This window comes from Gelria sp. Kuro-4, from assembly GCF_019668485.1.
Taxonomy (GTDB): domain Bacteria; phylum Bacillota; class DTU030; order DUMP01; family DUMP01; genus DUMP01.
In genome coordinates this window covers 2132781-2149671 of sequence record NZ_AP024619.1, presented here as the reverse complement: position 1 = coordinate 2149671, position 16891 = coordinate 2132781, and the positions used below count along the sequence as shown (strand labels likewise).

The 16891-nt window shown below is 64.2% G+C and carries 16 protein-coding genes and 1 tRNA gene; 6 read left to right on the top strand and 11 right to left on the bottom strand.

Going from position 1 to position 16891, the window contains the following annotated elements; translation table 11 throughout:
• Window positions 1-134: 134 nt before the first annotated feature.
• The 3 genes from K5554_RS10800 to K5554_RS10790 all read left to right on the top strand — a co-directional run bounded on the left by K5554_RS10800 (window position 135) and on the right by K5554_RS10790 (window position 2773).
• A complete protein-coding gene (locus K5554_RS10800; protein ID WP_255565383.1) occupies window positions 135-881 on the top strand; it encodes an endonuclease III domain-containing protein in 747 nt (248 codons plus the stop codon).
• 142 nt (window positions 882-1023) lie between these two features.
• A tRNA-Leu gene (locus K5554_RS10795) sits at window positions 1024-1112 on the top strand.
• A gap of 185 nt (window positions 1113-1297) precedes the next feature.
• Window positions 1298-2773 carry a L,D-transpeptidase family protein gene (locus K5554_RS10790; RefSeq protein WP_221038470.1) on the top strand — a complete coding sequence of 492 codons (1476 nt, stop codon included), beginning with the start codon at window positions 1298-1300 and terminating at the stop codon, window positions 2771-2773.
• A 147-nt stretch (window positions 2774-2920) separates the two neighbouring features.
• Here the strand turns inward: K5554_RS10790 and K5554_RS10785 are convergent, their stop codons facing one another.
• From K5554_RS10785 to K5554_RS10735, 11 genes are read right to left on the bottom strand one after another with little or no spacing between them, the layout of a single operon-like run.
• A complete protein-coding gene (locus tag K5554_RS10785; protein WP_221038469.1) occupies window positions 2921-5110 on the bottom strand; it encodes a complex I subunit 5 family protein in 2190 nt (729 codons plus the stop codon).
• A gap of 3 nt (window positions 5111-5113) precedes the next feature.
• A complete protein-coding gene (locus K5554_RS10780; RefSeq protein WP_221038468.1) occupies window positions 5114-6661 on the bottom strand; it encodes a complex I subunit 5 family protein in 1548 nt (515 codons plus the stop codon).
• A 50-nt stretch (window positions 6662-6711) separates the two neighbouring features.
• The gene (locus K5554_RS10775; protein WP_221038467.1) at window positions 6712-8148 is read right to left on the bottom strand and encodes a complex I subunit 5 family protein; all 1437 of its coding nucleotides are present in this window, start codon (window positions 8146-8148) and stop codon (window positions 6712-6714) included.
• 18 nt (window positions 8149-8166) lie between these two features.
• Window positions 8167-9642: a proton-conducting transporter membrane subunit gene (locus K5554_RS10770; RefSeq protein ID WP_221038466.1), complete on the bottom strand. Its 1476-nt coding sequence runs from the start codon at window positions 9640-9642 to the stop codon at window positions 8167-8169.
• Window positions 9639-9989 (bottom strand): sodium:proton antiporter, encoded by a 351-nt coding sequence (locus K5554_RS10765; protein ID WP_255565382.1) that lies wholly within the window; start codon window positions 9987-9989, stop codon window positions 9639-9641. The genes K5554_RS10770 and K5554_RS10765 overlap by 4 nt, the downstream gene beginning before the upstream one ends.
• 2 nt (window positions 9990-9991) lie before the next feature.
• Entirely contained in the window at window positions 9992-10411 is a 420-nt protein-coding gene (locus K5554_RS10760; RefSeq protein ID WP_221038465.1) for an MnhB domain-containing protein, read from the bottom strand.
• The gene (mbhE, locus tag K5554_RS10755) at window positions 10404-10697 is read right to left on the bottom strand and encodes a hydrogen gas-evolving membrane-bound hydrogenase subunit E (protein WP_221038464.1); all 294 of its coding nucleotides are present in this window, start codon (window positions 10695-10697) and stop codon (window positions 10404-10406) included. Before mbhE ends, K5554_RS10760 begins: the two co-directional genes overlap by 8 nt.
• Window positions 10694-10933, bottom strand: a complete 240-nt coding sequence (locus K5554_RS10750) for a hydrogenase subunit MbhD domain-containing protein (RefSeq protein WP_255565381.1) — start codon at window positions 10931-10933, stop codon at window positions 10694-10696. Before K5554_RS10750 ends, mbhE begins: the two co-directional genes overlap by 4 nt.
• Entirely contained in the window at window positions 10927-11247 is a 321-nt protein-coding gene (gene mnhG, locus K5554_RS10745) for a monovalent cation/H(+) antiporter subunit G (RefSeq protein WP_221038463.1), read from the bottom strand. The genes K5554_RS10750 and mnhG overlap by 7 nt, the downstream gene beginning before the upstream one ends.
• Complete coding sequence (locus K5554_RS10740; RefSeq protein ID WP_221038462.1) at window positions 11247-11522, bottom strand: monovalent cation/H+ antiporter complex subunit F; 276 nt, start codon at window positions 11520-11522, stop codon at window positions 11247-11249. The genes mnhG and K5554_RS10740 overlap by 1 nt, the downstream gene beginning before the upstream one ends.
• On the bottom strand, window positions 11519-12070 hold the full coding sequence (locus K5554_RS10735) for a Na+/H+ antiporter subunit E (protein WP_221038461.1): 552 nt from the start codon (window positions 12068-12070) through the stop codon (window positions 11519-11521). The genes K5554_RS10740 and K5554_RS10735 overlap by 4 nt, the downstream gene beginning before the upstream one ends.
• A gap of 169 nt (window positions 12071-12239) precedes the next feature.
• Between K5554_RS10735 and K5554_RS10730 the strand changes: the two genes are divergently transcribed.
• The 3 genes from K5554_RS10730 (at window position 12240) to polA (ending at window position 16889) form a co-directional block, all read left to right on the top strand.
• Window positions 12240-12830 carry an RNA polymerase sigma factor gene (locus K5554_RS10730; protein WP_221038460.1) on the top strand — a complete coding sequence of 197 codons (591 nt, stop codon included), beginning with the start codon at window positions 12240-12242 and terminating at the stop codon, window positions 12828-12830.
• A gap of 15 nt (window positions 12831-12845) precedes the next feature.
• The gene (locus K5554_RS10725) at window positions 12846-14108 is read left to right on the top strand and encodes a DUF4349 domain-containing protein (RefSeq protein ID WP_221040601.1); all 1263 of its coding nucleotides are present in this window, start codon (window positions 12846-12848) and stop codon (window positions 14106-14108) included.
• Between the two features lie 150 nt (window positions 14109-14258).
• The gene (gene polA / locus K5554_RS10720; protein ID WP_255565380.1) at window positions 14259-16889 is read left to right on the top strand and encodes a DNA polymerase I; all 2631 of its coding nucleotides are present in this window, start codon (window positions 14259-14261) and stop codon (window positions 16887-16889) included.
• The last annotated feature ends 2 nt before the right edge of the window (window positions 16890-16891 follow it).

Here is a 16891-nt window from a genome sequence, read left to right as displayed (position 1 = left end):
TAAAAGCCACAAAAGCCACAAAAGCTCTTGCGCCTATGATAACACGTTAGAATGAGGCAGTCAACCTGTGCTGGGAGATTCTTCCCTTGACTTCTGCGGCCGGCTCCGTTACCCTGTTGGTGGAGGTGCTCCAAGTGCGAAGAAACAAGGAGGGCTTCCAGCGGAAAGAAGGGCTTCAAGCACAGCTTCTCCAGGTCTACCAACGCCTGTGGGAAAAGTTTGGTCCGCGCCACTGGTGGCCGGCTGAGACGCCGTTCGAGGTCATCGTCGGGGCGATCCTTACCCAGAATGTGGCTTGGCGCAACGTACAAAAAGCGATTGGCAACTTAAAGGCGCGAGAGGCCTTAAGGGCGGAGGCCCTTTTGGCTTTGCCCGAGGCCGAACTGGAGGAGCTTATCCGGCCCACCCGTTACTATAAGGTAAAGGCGCGCAAGCTCAAGGCCTTCTGCCTTTACCTGCATAAAAACTACGGCGGTTCCCTAGAGGCTTTGTTTGCCCGGCCGCTGCCGGAGTTACGCAAAGAGCTTCTCGGCGTTTGGGGCCTGGGGAAGGAGACGGTGGATTCCATCCTCTGCTACGCGGGCGGGAAAGCCATCATGCCTATGGATGCCTACACGGTACGCATTTTCTCGCGTCTGGGGCTGGTGCCGGAAAAGATAAGCTACGACCGACTGCAGGAGCTCTTTATCGCAAATCTTCCGGCAGGCAACCGGCTCTTCAACGAGTACCACGCTCTCATCGACGCCCTGGGCCACTACATCTGCCTGCCCCAGGAGCCGCGCTGCCTGGAGTGCCCGCTGAGAGCCATCTGCTCTTGGGCGGCGGGGAAGGGCGTGCCCGGTTCCCACGACGAATCCGCGCTGGCCGTTCCGGGCCAGTGAGAGCAGCCCCCGAGGACTTCATCACGCAAACGGCGGCTCTTATGCTGCAAGAAGCGTGTGGCTAAAGAAAACGGCGCCGGGCGCGCAGTGTCTTGCCAGGACGCTATGCCTGTGCTAAAATGTACTTAGCTGCTGTAGCAGTGCCGAAGTGGCGGAATTGGCAGACGCGCTTGACTCAAAATCAAGTGTGGTTCACCCCACGTGCCGGTTCGACCCCGGCCTTCGGCACCAAATATAGACTTGCAGGGCTCTGGGCTGGCGCCCAGGGTTTTTCTTTTGGGTAGCGTGAAAACAGGTTAACCCGCAGAGCCGTTGCGGTCTGATGGTTACAAAACGGTTAAAATTTGTGTCTGCGGACATAGCGGCAGGGGTCGGGGCATATATTCCGGCGGAAGGGTCAAAAAGGGAGTGATGCTGTGCCCCTGCCTGCGACTTGGAGATATACGGGGAGGTGGATTAAGAAGACAGCCTGGCGCGGGGCGGTGCTCGTTGCGGTGGCGCTGCTGGTCTGGCCGGGCGCGGTCCGGGCGGAACCGGCGACGGCTACGGCGGCGCTGCAGGAGTTCTCGCCGCCCGCCAAAGGCTCCGCCCTCGTCATCAACATACCCAGCTTTACCCTGACGTACTTTCGCGATGGGAAAGAAGTGAAAAGGTACCCGGTGGCGGTGGGAAAGCCCACCGCGCCTACGCCTGTGGGTAGCTTCCGCATCATCAGCAAAGTGGTGAATCCCACCTGGTACCCGCCCTTCGGCGGGCGTCCGGTGCCTCCCGGCCCGGGCAACCCGCTGGGCAGGCGCTGGTTGGGCTTTCTTCCCAGCGGTTACGGCGTTCATGGCAATAACAACCCTTCCTCCATCGGCAAAGCCGTGTCGCTGGGCTGCGTCCGCATGCGCAATGAGGATGTGGAAGAGCTTTTCCCTTTGATTCCTGTGGGAACGCCTCTGATGATCACCTACGAGACATTGGGCCTGGAGACTGACCCCATGACCGGGCAGACCTGCCTCGTGTTCTACCCCGATGTTTACCGCCGCGGCACCCCCACGGTGGAAGCGGTGCTGGCCCGCCTTAAAAAGTCGGGGCTGGACGGCCATTATGCCCCGGCAGAGATCAAGAAGGCGCTTGTGGCCAGCCGCCGGGGGGCGAGCTTCGTCTCGCTGGGAACGTGCGTGCGCGTTGCCGGGCAGGAGGAAACGGTGGAGACCACGGTGGTTTCCGGGGAAACCCTGCTCGCTGTACGCCCGGTGCTGGCGGCTTTTAAGCTGCCCGTCGGCTGGGATGCGCGGCGTAAAGCCGTGGTCATAGGCACAGCTGTACTTCCGGTCCACCTGGTGGAACAACGGTCCTTTGCCCGCCTGGGGGACCTGCAGCGGGTGCTGGGCATCAAAAGCGCCTGGAATGACGAAGACAAGGTCCTGGAGCTCTTCCAGTGGGCTGTCAAAGTAAACGGCGAGGACCTGGGCTGCGGAGCTTGGTATGAAGGCGACCAGGTCTGGTTGCCGGCCGGGGCCATTGCACAGGCCTTGGGAACAAAGGTGAGCTGGGATCCGGAGCGTCAGGTGGCGCTCGGGGCGGAAAAAGAGTGGCCGGGCAGGTTGCGGGGCCAAGAGCTGTACGTTTCCCCCGCTGTCCTTGCCGAGCTCCTCTCGGCTAAGGTTACGGTGCTCGCCGGGGAAAGGTTGGTTGAGGTTGTCGAGCGGGCGGCAGTGGTCCCGGTGACCGGGGCGCCAGAGGCGCCGGCCAAAGAGGAGCAGCCCACGCTGCCGCCGCCGGCTGCGCCTCCAGCGGCCCCAGCGGCGGATGAGGTGCAGGAAGCGGCGCCGGTACGCGCCTTGGAAGAGAACACACCCGCCGGCGACCCGGCCGTGTCGCCGCCTGCAAAACCGCCAAGGTAGAGGCAAGTCAGCTCAAGGCGACGCTGCGCTTCGGACGAGCGTTTGCCAACCAGGCTTAACCCGCTGGGCCGGAGCAGCCTCTGCTCAGCTTCCATCGCCTGATAAAACGGGCCCGGGCGTCAGCCCGGGCCTGCGTCCTGGAGGGCTTTAGGCCGTGAGCAGAAAGTACAAGAGGGTAAGGATAAGAAGGAGCGCCAGCAGGAGAACAGCCACATCCAGGTTGAGCAGGTCCAGGTGCAGGAAGCGCTCCCAGCGGGTAAGCGGCGGGTCGGCGTTTGCGGCCGGACGGGGCGGCGCCTCCAGGTGGCCTAGTCGGCGCAGGAAAGAGTGGAGGGAGCGGGCCAGGGTGGTGCTCAAGTTTTCCAGGGCCTCGTCGAGCCGCGCCGTAGAGCGAAAAAGAGCCAGGGTGCCGCGGCCCAGGGCGGCGCCCAACTCGTTTAGAAGGTCATCCAGGACGTTGAGAACCTGGCAGGTGACGAGCAGAAGGCCGCCGGCAGCGGAAAGAAAGTAATCGGTCGACGGAAAGGGTACCCCTGCCACCGCACGGCGGACGAGGTGGGCCCGGGAGCGATCAGCCAGCTCCTCGGCCGCACGCAGTTGGCTACCTAACGCGGCAAAGGACCGCAGCAGCATTGCCAGGGGATCGGACCGGTGACTATCCGGCGCCGTACTGGGTGCCAGGCGCGCTGCCAAGGCAGCAAGAGCGCGAGCTGCAGCACCGGGGGCTAGCTTTGAGGCCGGAGCGTAAAGCGGCCGGAGGAAAGCGGCCGCTCTACTGCGGCCGGCTTGCGCGAGCGGGGCGAGGGCCTGGCGGATGCTGCGGCCAAGCCTCTTAAGCAGCGCGGCGAGCGGCAGCCGTGGACAAGAGAGGGGGCTTGTACGCCGGCGCGGCAGCAGGCCGCGGGCGTAAGCGGCGTAGACGAGGAGGCCCAGGGCTACGGTGAAGATGGCTCCCTTGAGATCGGCTGCCGACCAGGGGTGAAAGTGCTCCAGCTCTGCTGCCAGGTGGTGGGCTTCTTCCGCTTTCATGAGAACCAGGGCGGCCGGGACGACAAGGCGCGGCAGGAAAAGCCCGGGCAGGGCGCCGGCCGCCAGGGCGCTGAGGGTGAGAACGAGAGGCGGCAGCCAGAGAAGCGGTGCGGCCCGCTGCGGGCGAGCACCGCTTTTTTGGTACCAGGGAGTAAGGAACACCAAGTAGTACGCCACTGTCCCGGCGCCGGCCAGGAGAAAGAGGGGCTCGAGGAGCCCCCAGACGGCACCCGCCGCCTGGGGCGCTGCCACCACGGCATGGTGGAGCAGGGTTTTGCTGAGATAGCCGCTCAGTCCGGGCAAACCGGCCATGGCGGCCGCCCCCAGCGTCACTGCGGCGCCGAGACCGCGGTACCTCAGGCCAAGCCCGGCCGCAGCGCTGAGCTCCAGGGAGCCGCTCAGCACCCCTAACGAGCCGGCGGTGAGAAAGAGCGCGCCCTTGGCCAGGGCGTGGTTGAGCGCGTGGTAAAGGGCCGCGGCCCACACCAGGGGAAAGGCCGGAGCTAGGAGTGCCGCCAGGGCGGCGCCCAGGACCACGTAGCCCAGCTGGCTTACGCTGGAGAAGGCTAAAAGCCGCTTGGCGTTTTGCTGCTGGAGCGCCTCATAGGCACCCAGCAGCATGGTGAAGACGGCCAGAAGGGCCAGGAGTGTTCCGAGCGGTGCCAGAGCGGTGAACTCCCACCGGGCCAGGAGGCTCACGGTGCGCAGCAGGCCGTACGCTCCCACCTTAAGCAGGATGCCGGACAGGAGGGCGCTGGCCGGGGCGGGGGCCACCGGGTGGGCCTGGGGCAGCCAGAAGTGCAGGGGGAAAACCCCGGCTTTCAGGCCAAAGCCCGCCAGAAGCAGGGAGGCTACCGGCCGGAGGATTCCCTCCGGCGGTGCCGGGAGGAGGGAGAGCTGCTGCCAGGCGGTTGTCCCGCAGCTCGCCTGGAGGAGGAAAGCCGCCGCGAGCAGCGCCAGCCCGCCGGCCAGGCTGAGGTAGAGATAGGTGCCCCCGGCTTTTAGCGCGGCGTAGTCTTCTTCGTGTACCACCAGCGCCCAAGAAGCGAGCGACATCAGCTCGAAGAAGAGGTAAAGGGTGAAGAGGTCAGCAGCCAGGAACGATCCCAGGCAGCCGGCCAGGGTGAGCAGCCAGCAGAGGTAAAAACGGCCGCGCGTGTGCCCGTGGGAGAGGTAGGGGAAGGAAAACAGGGTCGCCCAGAACCCGACCCACAGGGTTAGGAGAACAAAGAGCAGGCTCAGGGCATCGGACCTGAAGCGCAGCCCCTCGCCGAGGAGCGGTAGAACCAAGGTTACACCTTGCGGCATGGGTTAGCCTCCAAAGTAGGTCTGAACCACCTCTTGCGCCAAGGAAAAAGGTGGGGACGTCGGGAAAAGGCCGAAGAAAAGGGTGCCTGCGGCCAGGGTGAGGATCGAAAATAGCATGGCCGGCGGCAGCTCTGGCAAGAGCGGCCGCGGTTCCAGAGGAAGCGGCCCGGAAGCGGTGTCGGAGGCGGCGGTGGGGGCTTCTTCCGGTGGCAGCACCTGGAAGGCGGCAAAGGGGCAGGCTGCACGGTTAAAGAAGGCGCGGGTAACAATGGGCAGGTAGTACAGGGCGTTAAGAAAGCTGGAGAGGAGCAGAAAGCCGAGAAAGAGCGGCTGGCCGCCGGAGACGGCTCCCAGCCCCAGGTACCACTTGCTGATAAAGCCGCCCAGCGGCGGTATCCCGACCATGGCCAGAGCGGTGACGGTAAAGGCCAGCATGGTGCGCGGCATGGCCCAGCCGACGTTATCGAGTTCAGAAACCTTGTGGCGTCCGGTACGGAAAATCACGGCGCCGGCCGCCAGAAAGAGGCCGCTTTTCATGAGGGCGTGGTTAAGGATGTGGAGTACGGCGCCATAAAGTCCCGCCGGGGTGAGCAGGCCTAAGCCGAGCAGAATGTAACCCATCTGGCTGATGCTGGAGTAGGCGAGGCGCCGTTTGAGATCGTCCTGCACAATGGCCACCAGCGAGCCGAAGATGATGCTTATGCCGGCCAGCACCACCACGATCTGGGCCCAGCCGGCAGCTTCCAGGTACGTACGGCCGAACACGTCCAGAAACGTCCGGGCCATACCGAAGGCACCCGTTTTGAGCAGCACGCCGGAGAGGAGGGCGCTGGCCGGTGCCGGTGCCACGGGATGGGCGTCCGGCAGCCAGACGTGCAGCGGCACCATGCCGGCCTTGATACCGAAGCCGATGACATAAGAGAGAAAGATGGAAAAGGTGTACAGGCTGAAATCAGGGAAGCGGAAAGAGCGCAGTGCCGTAAAAGACAGTTCTCCTGCGAGGTCGTAGGTGGCGATGATGGCGTAGAGAAGAAAGAGGCCGCCGATGATGCCGAGGTAAAGGTACTTGGCGCCGGCGCGCAGTGCCGCCGGTGTTTCCGTATGAATGACCAGCATGTAAGAAATGAGGGACATGAATTCAAAAAAGATGAAGAAGCTGAAAAGATCGCCGGCAAAAGCTACGCCCAGGCAACCGCAGAGGGTGAAGTTGGAAAAGGCCCAGTAGCGCGGTATGTGCTTTTCGCACTGCATGTAGGCCAGGGCATAGAGGGAAGACAGAAACCAGATGAAGGCCACGACTAAGGCCAGCAGGTAGCCTAGCGTGTCCACGCGCAGGAAGAGCCCGTGCGGGGGCAGCAGGGCCGCCACGTTGTACGTCAGGGGACGCCCGGCGCGTACGGCGGGAAAAAGGCCCAGGAGAAGCAGCAGGAGTCCCGCATGGATCAAGGTCGAGAAGCGCGCCCGGCGCTCGGCGGGCCAGGGGAGCAGCAGGGTCAGGACGCCCACGACCAGGGGGACGGCCACGGAGATGAGCGGTATGAGTAGTAGCATTCTGCACTTCCTTTCCTTTGGTCTCGGCATGATGGCCCCCGGTCGCCGGTTTAACCCCCGCCCTGGAACCAAGCGGCAAGGAGCAGGGGCAGCTGGGGCCAGAAGAAGAAAACGAGGCAGCCGGCGCCGAGAAGGAGGGTGGGGAGCAGCATGGTGAGCGGGGGCTCGCTCGGCGCCGGCACGGCGGCCGGCTCCCGGCGGAAGGCCGTAAAGACAATGGGCAGAAAGTAGCCGGCATTGAGCAAAGCGCTCAAGAGGATCACTCCCACCATACCCGGCAGCCCGGCTTCCAGGGCGCCCAGGCCCAGGTACCATTTGCTGAGAAAGCCGTTGACCGGCGGGAGGCCGATCATGCCGCCACTGGCCACCGTAAAGGCCGCCAGCGTCCAGGGTTGGCTGAAACCAACGCCGCCCAGCTCGCTTACCCGGGTTTTACCGCTGCCAATGGCCAGGTTGCCGGCGCAGAAAAACAGGGTGATCTTAAGGAGGGCATGGTTAAAAAAGTGGAGCAGGGCGGCCGTCCAGCCGCTGGGCGAGAGGAAAGAGGCGCCCAGGCCCATGTAGGCCAGCTGGCTGATGGTGGAGTAAGCCAGGCGGCGCTTCAGGTCATCCTGGCGAAAGGCCCAGATGGAGCCGAGGATGATGGTGGCGGCCATGGGCCAGCGCAGGAGAGGTGCCAGGTCCATGGCGCGCAGCGTTTCGGCGCCGAGGATGTAAGCCCAGACCCGGAGTAAGCCGAACACCCCGGCGTTCACCACGGCCACGGCGTGCAGCAGGGCGCTCACGGGGGTGGGTGCCACCATGGCCCGGGGTAGCCAGTGGTGGAGCGGGATCACAGCAGCTTTGACACCAAAGCCGGCCACAAAAAGGATAACGAGCCGGACGAGCTGGACGCGCGTAAACAGCCCTGGGGGTATGATGCCCCCGTAGATAAAGTCTACCTTGTGGACATGGCCGGCCAATGTGGCGATGGCCAAAAGGACCAGGGTGGCGCCGGCCAGGTTGTAGGCCAGGTAGACGATGCCGGCCCGCATGGCCTCCGGCGTGTGCCGGTGGATAACCAGGGGAAAGGTGACCAGCGTGAGGGCTTCGTAGAAGAAAAAGAGCGTTACCAGGTTGCCGGCGAGCGCTATGCCGTTGGTGATGCCCAGCGAGAGGATGAGAAAGGCCAGGTAACTTCGCAGGCGCTCTTCGTGCGCCATGTAGCCGTGCGAGTAGATAACGGTGAAGACCCACAAGCAGGAGGCTATCAGGGCGAAAAGCAGGCCCATGGCATCCATGACGAGGGCCAGGGAGACGATGGGTGTAAACCGGTAAGCGAACAGCAGGCGCGGGTGCGGCCCGGCCAGGAGCTGCAAAGCACCGGCGGCGGCGAGGACGCTGGCGGAGAGGGCCAGTCGCCAGGCGACCTTGTCCGGCGGCGCGAAGAGAAGGAGGAAACAACCGGTGAGGACGGGGACAAGGATGAGAACGAGAAGAAAAAGCACGCGGCCGGCCTCCTTCGCTTAGAGGAAAAACTGGTGGGCGATATCTTGGGCCAGGTGCAGGGGTAGTGAAGGCCAGAGCCCGAAAACAATGCTGGCGCAGGCCAGGAAGCCGGCCGGCAGAAGCAGTCCGGCCGGCACACGGTCCCAGTGGAAACGAATCTCACCGGTACTGCCGTGGCCGAAGAAGCCGAGGATTATTACCGGTAGATAGTAGGCGGCATTGAGCAGGCTGGAAAGGAGGACAACCCAGGCCAGTAGCGGCGAACCGGCCTGGAGGGCGCCTACGGTAAGCAGCCACTTGCTGGTAAACCCGCAGGTGGCCGGGATACCCACCATGCCGAGGGCGGCGATGGAAAAAGCCGACAGGGCGGTCGGGCAGGTGTGCCCGCTGCCGATGAGGTTCGGCAAGTGTCGCTCCCCAGTGCGCCGGATGATGGTCCCGGCGGCCAGGAAAAGCGTACCTTTTAAGAGAGCGTGGTTAAAAATGTGCAGAATGGCACCGGTAAAGGCGGTGACGTTACCTGCGGCCAAACCCAGGAAGATGTAACCCATTTGCGCCACGGTGGAGTAGGCCAGCATCCGTTTGAGGTCAACCTGGGCCATGGCTGAAATGGAGCCGAAGAAGATGGAAGCGGTAGCCAGGACAAGGAGCAGCGTCTTAAAGGGGAGCAGGGTAAGGAACACCTGGCCCAACGTACCCCAGACCACCCGTACGAGCACCACCACGTAAGCCTTCACCACCAGCCCGGAAAGGAGGGCGCTGGCCGGAGCGGGGGCGCTGGCGTGGGCGTCGGGCAGCCAGGTGTGCAGCGGAAAGAGGGCGGCCTTTACGCCCAGGCCGGCGAGGAGAAAGGTGCCGGCGGCCGCCACGATTTTCGGGTACAGGGGGGCCTGGTACGGCAGTTCCCGGGCCAGGAAACCCAAGTTGAGCTGGCCCGTCACCATATAAAGCAATGCGATGGCCATAAGGACGCAGCCGGACCCCACTGTGGAAAGAAGCAGGTACTTAAAGGCGGCTTCCAGGTTGGCCGGGCGGTGGACACTGGCCACCAAGGCACAGGCGGCCAGGGACGAAATCTCGAGAAAGACGTAGGTATTGAAGAGATCGCCCGCCTCCGCCAGGCCCAAGAGCGAGAACACCAAGAGCAGGTACAGGGTCCAGAAAGAGGGGAGGGCGCGCTCCGGCACGGCGGCGGGCAGGTCCACCACGGCGCCGAAGGCCGCCGGCAGGGTGACCAAAAAAACCGTACCGCCGAAGAATACGGCGAGCTTGTCGGCTGTTATTTCAATCCCCACCGGTGGCGGCCACCCGCCCAGGTGGTAGGTGACAGTTCCCGAGTGCAGTACCGAGGCAGTGAGCGGGAGCCAGAGGAGGAAAGCGAGGCCGAGGGCGGCCAAGGCGAACGGCGCAGCGCGCCGCGGCTTGAGAAGCGGCAGTACCAGGGCCGCCACCAGCAGGGTTAAAAGGGGAAGGAGCAGCTGCGCGCTTGTCATGAGAACTCTCCCTTGCGCCGGGCGATCTCCGGGGCGCTCAAGGTGCCGTAGGCCTGGTAAAGCGCGCGTACCAGGGCCAGGGCATAGGCGGTAACGCTGACCGAAACCACCAGGCCGGTGAGGATGAGGGCCTGGGGGAGCGGGTTGACGGGCGCTGCGGGTAGCTGCCCCGGGAGGGCGATGGGTGGCTTCCCCCCGCGCACGTACCCGCTGAGGATAAAAAGTAGAAAAACGGCCGTCTCCATGATGTTCATTCCGAAGATCTTCTTGATGAGGTTTGAGTGAAACAGCATGATCCCCAGCCCGGTGACGTAAAGCAGCATCGCGGCCACATAATCGAAGTGCACGGCTATTCCTCCTCCAGGTGGCGAAAGAGCGTAGCGATGGTGGCGGCGACTTTGATACCGATGCCCAGGTTGAGCAGAAAAACGAGGCCGCTGGAAAAAAGCCGCCCGGCTGGGCCCAGGGGGAAGCCGGCCCGGGCGTTGGCCAGAAAAGCCCCGCCGGAGAAAACCCCTACCAGACCCAGCCCCACGTACCAGAGGATGCCGCCGCTCTCCAGCCAAGTGGAAAGACGTTCGGGAAACACGGCCGCGAGCGCCGACCGGCCGAAGGCCAGGGCATAGAGCACGAACCCCGCCGCTACGATCACCCCGCCGGCAAACCCGCCGCCGGGCGAGAGATGGCCGTGCAGGATGACGTACAAACCGTAGAGCTGGATGAAAGGGATGAGCAGCCGGGCCACCGTCTTGAGAACCAGGTCATCCACGGTCCTTCTCCTCCTTCCGGCTGTGCCTGAGGGTCAGGATAGCGGCGACAGCGGTGAACAGTACCGTGGTTTCTCCCAGAGTATCATAGGCCCGGTAGTCGGCCACGATGGCAGCAACCTGATTAGGACAGGCGGTTTCGTAAAAAGCCCGCGCCTGGTAGTAGGCTGTAAGGGGGCTTGCCAAAGCGGGAGCACCCGGCGCACCCAAGGGCGGCATCTCCAGGGCCACTGCCACCAAGGCGCCGGCGGCGAGGAGGAGGATCAAGGTGATGAGTACCGCTCTCACTTTTCGTACCTCCCGGTGCGGGCGATGGTCACGATGAAGAGGAGGCTGGTGATGCCGGCCCCGATGGCCGCTTCCGCCAGGGCGATGTCGGGGGCTCGGAGCTGCTGCCAGACGGTGGCCATGACGAGGCTGTAAGCGGCGAAGATCACCGCTGCACTCAAGAGGTCGCGCGTGCGGCCCACCGCCAGGGCACAAAGGATGAGCAGGGCGAGAAGGAACAAGCGGACCACTAACACGGCCTTTCCTCCTTCGGGAGCTCTGTTCCCCGGGCCAGGGGTGTACCGGCGGCCCAGGCGGCCCGGGCCAGGATATGGGCGGCGGTGGGGTTCGCCAGCCAGAGGAAGATAAGGATCACCACCAGCTTTACCGCCTGCTCCGGCGGCCGCCCGCTGAGGATAAGGGCCAAGAGGATGAGACCGGCGCCCAAGGTGTCGCACTTGGTGGTGGCGTGCAGGCGGTTGTAGACGTCCGGCAGGCGCAGCAGCCCCAGCGTTGCCGTGAAGGAAAAGAACAGGCCGCCCAAGAGCAGGAGCTTAGAAGCGACAAGCATCACCTGGCTTCCCTTCCCTGCTCTTTTTGCAGCACCAGGCGCGCCAGGCAAACGGTGGCCAGAAAGCTGATGAGGGAGTAAACCAGGGCTACGTCCAGGAAGAAGCCCTCCTCAAAGGCGGCGGAAACCAGGCAGAGCAGAATGACAGCCTTGGTGCCGATGACGTTTACCGCCACCACCCGGTCGGCGGCGGTGGGGCCCAGGTAGGCCCTGAGCAGGCACCCTAAGATGAGAAAGGCAAGCAGGGCGGCGGCCCCGGCATGGAACTGGATCAAGGCTCTCCTCCCCTTTCGAGCTCTGCGAGAAGCTTGGTAAGGGTCCATTCCGGCAGGTTAAAGGGTACGTTGCGATCGATCATGTGTACCAGGAACGCCTGGTCCTCTACCTCCACGGTTAAGGTACCTGGGGTCAGGGTGATGGAGTTGGCCAGGGCGGTTTTTCCTCCGGGGGTGCTCAGGGGCACCTTTACCTTGCGGAAGGCGGGAGCAATGGGGAGGCGCGGGTTCAGCACGATGGCGGCCACATGCACCCCGGCCTGCAGGATTTCCCCGGCCAGGAGGGCGAGGTAAAGGATTAAAGCCGGAAAAGCGCGCAGCGGGAAGCTGTGCCGGGGAACGAGCTCACGCCACAGGATTGCCAGAAAGAAAACACAGACAACTCCGGCTACAAGGTGCTGGCTGTCTGCCGCCCAGGCCAGGGCGAGCCAAAAAGCGAATAACGATGCTGCCCACGCGAGCTGGGCCTTGATACGCGGCACTAAACGGAGCAGTTCGGCGAGGAGCGGCATAGGACGTCCACCACCGGCATAAGTGTAGATCGGCACGCGAATTGTAACACCTATTATTAATTAATTTATTCAACGGCGGTTTCCTCCAATCCTGCCCGGAATGGGAGAAATGTTCGTTAGGAAAAGATAGGATTTTTCTTCCAGAAGGAATCAATCACCTGCAGGTGGAATTACTTCTCGAGTGTGCCTTTGAGGGGGTGGGGGGATGGTTGCGGACGAAGTGCTGGTGAGCGCCTGCCGCCGGGGAGACCAGGATGCGTTCGCCACGCTGGTGGAGCGCTATCAGGGCAAAATCTACAACCTGGCCTACCGGCTGTTGGGCAACGCTGACGACGCCGGCGAAATGGCGCAAGAGGTGTTCTGCCGCGCCTACGTGAAACTCGGCGAGTTCCGCGGGGAAGCCAGCTTCAGCACCTGGCTTTATCGCATTGCCCATAATATCTGCTATGACGAGCTGCGCCGGCGCCGGCGCCGGCCGGTGGTTTCCTTGGAGGCGGAGACGGAAAGCGGGACCCGCCTCGAAGTGTCGGCTCCGCAGCCCGGTCCGGCGGAACTCTGTGCCCGCCAGGCCGTGCGGGAGCGGTTGCAGCAGCTCATTGCCACGCTTCCCCCTGACCAGCGCACAGCTCTGGTCCTAAGGGACATCCAGGACCTTTCCTACGAAGAGATGGCTCAGGTCCTACAATGTTCCCTCGGCACGGTTAAGTCGCGGCTTAACCGGGCGCGGCGGACGCTGCGCGACAAACTGAACGCCGAGCGGGAACTTTTCTTGGGCAGCGGCGTCTATTCCGGGTGAGAGGGGGAAGAAGGCATGGACTGCAAGGCAGTAGAGGAAAAGCTCTCCGCTTACCTGGACGGGCAGCTCAAAGCGGAAGAACTCCAGCTGATCGCCGCGCACCTGGAAGCGTGTCCAGCCTGCCGGGCCGAGCTCTCTTCCCTGGAAGAGACCGTGGGCTTAATTCGTTCGTTGGAGCCGGTAAACCCACCACCTGAACTTAAAGAGAGAATCATGGGCCGCGTGCAGGCAGTGACTTCGGCCCTAGGTTCCGGTACTCCCGCCCCGGGAGCGCGCGCCTTCTTTCTTGAGGTACTGCGCCGGCTGGGTAGGTGGCCCGCCGGCGGCCTCGCGGCGGTAGCGGCGGTGCTGCTTCTTGCGGTGATCGTGGGCCGTGGGCCGCTGGCAGGCAGGCCGGGGGTTGGCTTCAAATCCCCCCTGGGCGGCGTGCCGCACGTGGCGGCGGAGTCAGAGCAAGGGCAACAAGCTGTAAAGAGCGAAGAGCAGCTCAGCGTGGCAGGCGCACCGCCCGAGCAGCCGGCTGCAGGGGAGAAGAAAGCCGGCGATTCGGCGATACAGCCGAAGCGGGCTGCGTTGGGGCCGGCGCCCCTGGAGCGCAAGGTGATCCAAACGGGCCGCCTGGTTCTGCGCGTGGAGGACCTGGATGCGACGGCGGACCGGCTGACCAAAGTGGTGGCGGCCGAGGGTGGTTTTATTCAAAGCTCCAACCTGCGCCGCGGCGACGGTGTCCGCGGGGCGAGTTACACCCTGCGCGTGCCGGCCCCGGCGTTTATGGATGTGGTGCGAACGGCAGAAAAACTGGGTGAGGTGGAGCAGCGCGAACTGGGCGGTCAGGATGTGACCGAGGAGTACGTGGATGTGGACGCGCGGCGCCGCAACCTGGAGCGCCAGGAAGAGCGCCTGCTGGACATCTTGGGGCGGGCGAAAACGGTGGATGACGTGCTCAAGGTAGAAACGCAGCTGGAGCGCGTCCGCGGCGAGATCGAATCCCTCACGGCCCGGCTCAAATATCTGGACAACCAGGCCGCCCTTTCAACCCTTACGGTGGACCTGCGGGAAAGGCCCCAGCCGGTGAGCGCGGTGCGTACCTTACGCGTGGCCGACCTGGGTGTCCGGGCGCGGCAGGCGGTGCTCTCCAGCATCAATGCCCTGCTCGATTACGCCGGGCAGGCTGTGGTGTGGCTGGCGGCGGCTTTGCCTTTCTTCGTGCTCGCCCTGGCGCTGGTGGCTTTCGCCTGGTGGATCGAGCGGCGCCGGCGCAAGGGAACCCGCAGCTAGCGCTGCGTCTCGGCTGCCCTGCCCCGCGGCAGGGCAGCCGCCTTTTGGCCCGGACTAAAGAGGATTTGCCTCCCCGGTGGTGAAATACTAGCGGGGATGATACCTCGAAGTGCCGGCCCGGGCCGAGGTTTGTGTAAAAGAGGTGACCTCGTGAAGAAGAAACTCATTTTGATTGACGGCAACAGCCTGCTTCACCGTGCCTACCATGCCCTGCCGCCGCTGGCGACGGCGGCGGGGGAGAAGACGCACGCCGTGTATGGCTTCACCACCATGCTGCTGCGCCTTTTGGAGGAGGAGCAGCCCGACTACCTGGCGGTGGCCTTCGACAGGGCGCGCGAGACCTTTCGCACGGAGCGCTACGCCCTGTACAAGGCCCAGCGCGACCAGGCGCCGGAGGACCTCCTTTCCCAGTTCGCCTTGAGCCGCGAAGTGCTCACCGCCCTGGGCGTTCCGTACTTTGAACTGGCCGGGTTTGAAGCCGACGACATTCTCGGTACCATGGCGGCCCAGGCTGAGCGCGCCGGCTTCAAGACGCTCATTGTCACCGGCGACCGCGACGCTCTGCAGCTGGTGAACGAGGATACCCACGTGCTGCTGACCCGGCGCGGCATCACCGACCTGGAACGGCTGGATCCGGCCGGCGTCAAGGAAAAGCTGGGCGTTACCCCGGCGCAGGTGCCGGATTTCAAGGCGCTTACGGGAGACGCTTCCGACAACATCCCGGGCGTACCCGGGATCGGTCCCAAGACAGCGGCCGCTTTCCTAAGCGAGTTTCCTACCTTGGAGGACATCTATGCGCACCTCGATGGTGTAAAGGAGCGCTGGCGAAGACTGCTGTGCGAGAACGAAGAGCAGGCGCGCCTCAGCCGGGAACTGGCTACCATTCGCCGCGATGTCCCGCTCACGGCGGATTGGGAGGAGTGCCAGGTCAGAAAGCCTACACCGGAGCGGGTGGCGCCGCTCTTTCGCCGGCTCGAGTTTCACAGCCTGTTGAACCGCCTTTTTCCGGAACAGGGCGAAAAGGCGGCCGCGGCGCCGGCAAAGGTTTGTGCCTATGAGCGGGTTGAGACGGCCGAGGCTGCGGCGCATTGGGCGGCAAAAGTCCGGGCAGCCGGGTCCTTCAGCTTTCTCATCGTTCCCGGTGCAGCTCAGGAACCGGCTGGTTTGGCGGTGGCCGCCGGCCAGGAGGTGGCCTTTGTGCCCTGGAAACACGTCGATGCCCTCCGCCCGCTCCTTGCCGATGCGGGCCTGGCCAAGAACACCCACGACGTGAAGGCGGCTTTAAACACCCTGGCTGCCTCCGGCCTCACCCTCGCCCATGTAACGGGGGATACCCTGCTGGGTGGTTACCTCCTCAACCCCACCGCCGATGGCCGCGACCTGCCGCGCCTGGTGAAGGAGTACCTGGGCGAGGAGCTGCCCCGCCTCCCGGGTGCCCCGGGCGAAAAGAAGGCGGAAGACGCCGCCGGGCGCGCCGGCGTGTTCTGCACCTGGGCACAGGCTCTGGACACCCTCTGGCTGCGCCTGGCGGAAAACCTTAAGACGGACGAACTCTGGCCGCTCTACCAGGAGGTGGAACTGCCGCTGGCCGGCGTGCTGGCCGAGATGGAGCGCACGGGCATCAAGGTGGACAAGGAGAAACTCCTCGCCATGGGCCGGGCGATCGGCGAGCGCATGGCGGCACTGGAGGCGGAGATCTTCAGCCTGGTGGGCGAGGAGTTCAATCTGAATTCGCCTAAACAGCTCGCCTTCATCCTTTTTGACAAGCTCGGCCTGCCCGCCAAGAAGAAAACGAAAACCGGCTACTCCACCGATGCCGAGGTGCTGGAGGAGCTGGCGCCCGCCCACCCGGCGGTGGCAAAAATCCTCGAGCACCGGCAGCTCGCCAAGTTGAAATCCACGTATGTGGACGCCATGGGCGCCCAGATAAACCCGGCCACGGGGCGCATCCACACCACCTTCACCCAAACGGTGACGGCCACCGGGCGCCTGAGCAGCGTCGAACCGAACCTGCAGAACATCCCCATCCGCTTGGAGCTGGGACGGCGGCTGCGCGAGGCCTTTGTCCCCGGCGAGCCCGGCTGGCTGATCCTGGCTGCCGACTACTCCCAGATTGAACTCCGGGTGCTGGCGCACGTGGCCGGCGATGCGGCCCTGCAGGCGGCGTTCCGTAACGAGGAAGACATTCACACCCGGACGGCGGCGGAGATTTTCCGCGTGCCCATGGGCCGGGTTACCCCAGAGCTGCGCAGCCGGGCCAAAGCGGTGAACTTCGGCATCGTGTACGGCATCAGCGATTTCGGGCTGGCGCAGAACACGGGGGTTTCGCGCCAGGAGGCCCGGGAGTACATCGAAAGCTACCTGGAACGTTATCCGGGCGTGCGCGACTACATGCGCCGCGTGGTGGAACAAGCCCGGCTCACCGGTTATGTGACCACCCTCCTCAACCGCCGGCGTTACCTGCCCGACATCACCAGCCGCAACTGGGCGCGGCGTTCCTTTGCCGAACGGACGGCCCTCAACACCCCCATTCAGGGTTCCGCGGCCGATATCATCAAGGTGGCGATGCTCAAGGTGAGCGCGGCGCTCAAGGCCAGGCACCTGGCCGGCCGGCTGCTGCTGCAGGTGCACGACGAGCTGGTTTTCGAGGTGCCGCCCGAGGAGCTGCCCGAACTCCAAGAGCTTGTGCGCCGGAACATGGAGCACGCCGTGGAGCTGAGCGTGCCGCTGAAGGTGGACATTAAAGTGGGGCCCAATTGGTACCAGGTGGAGAAGGTGTAAAA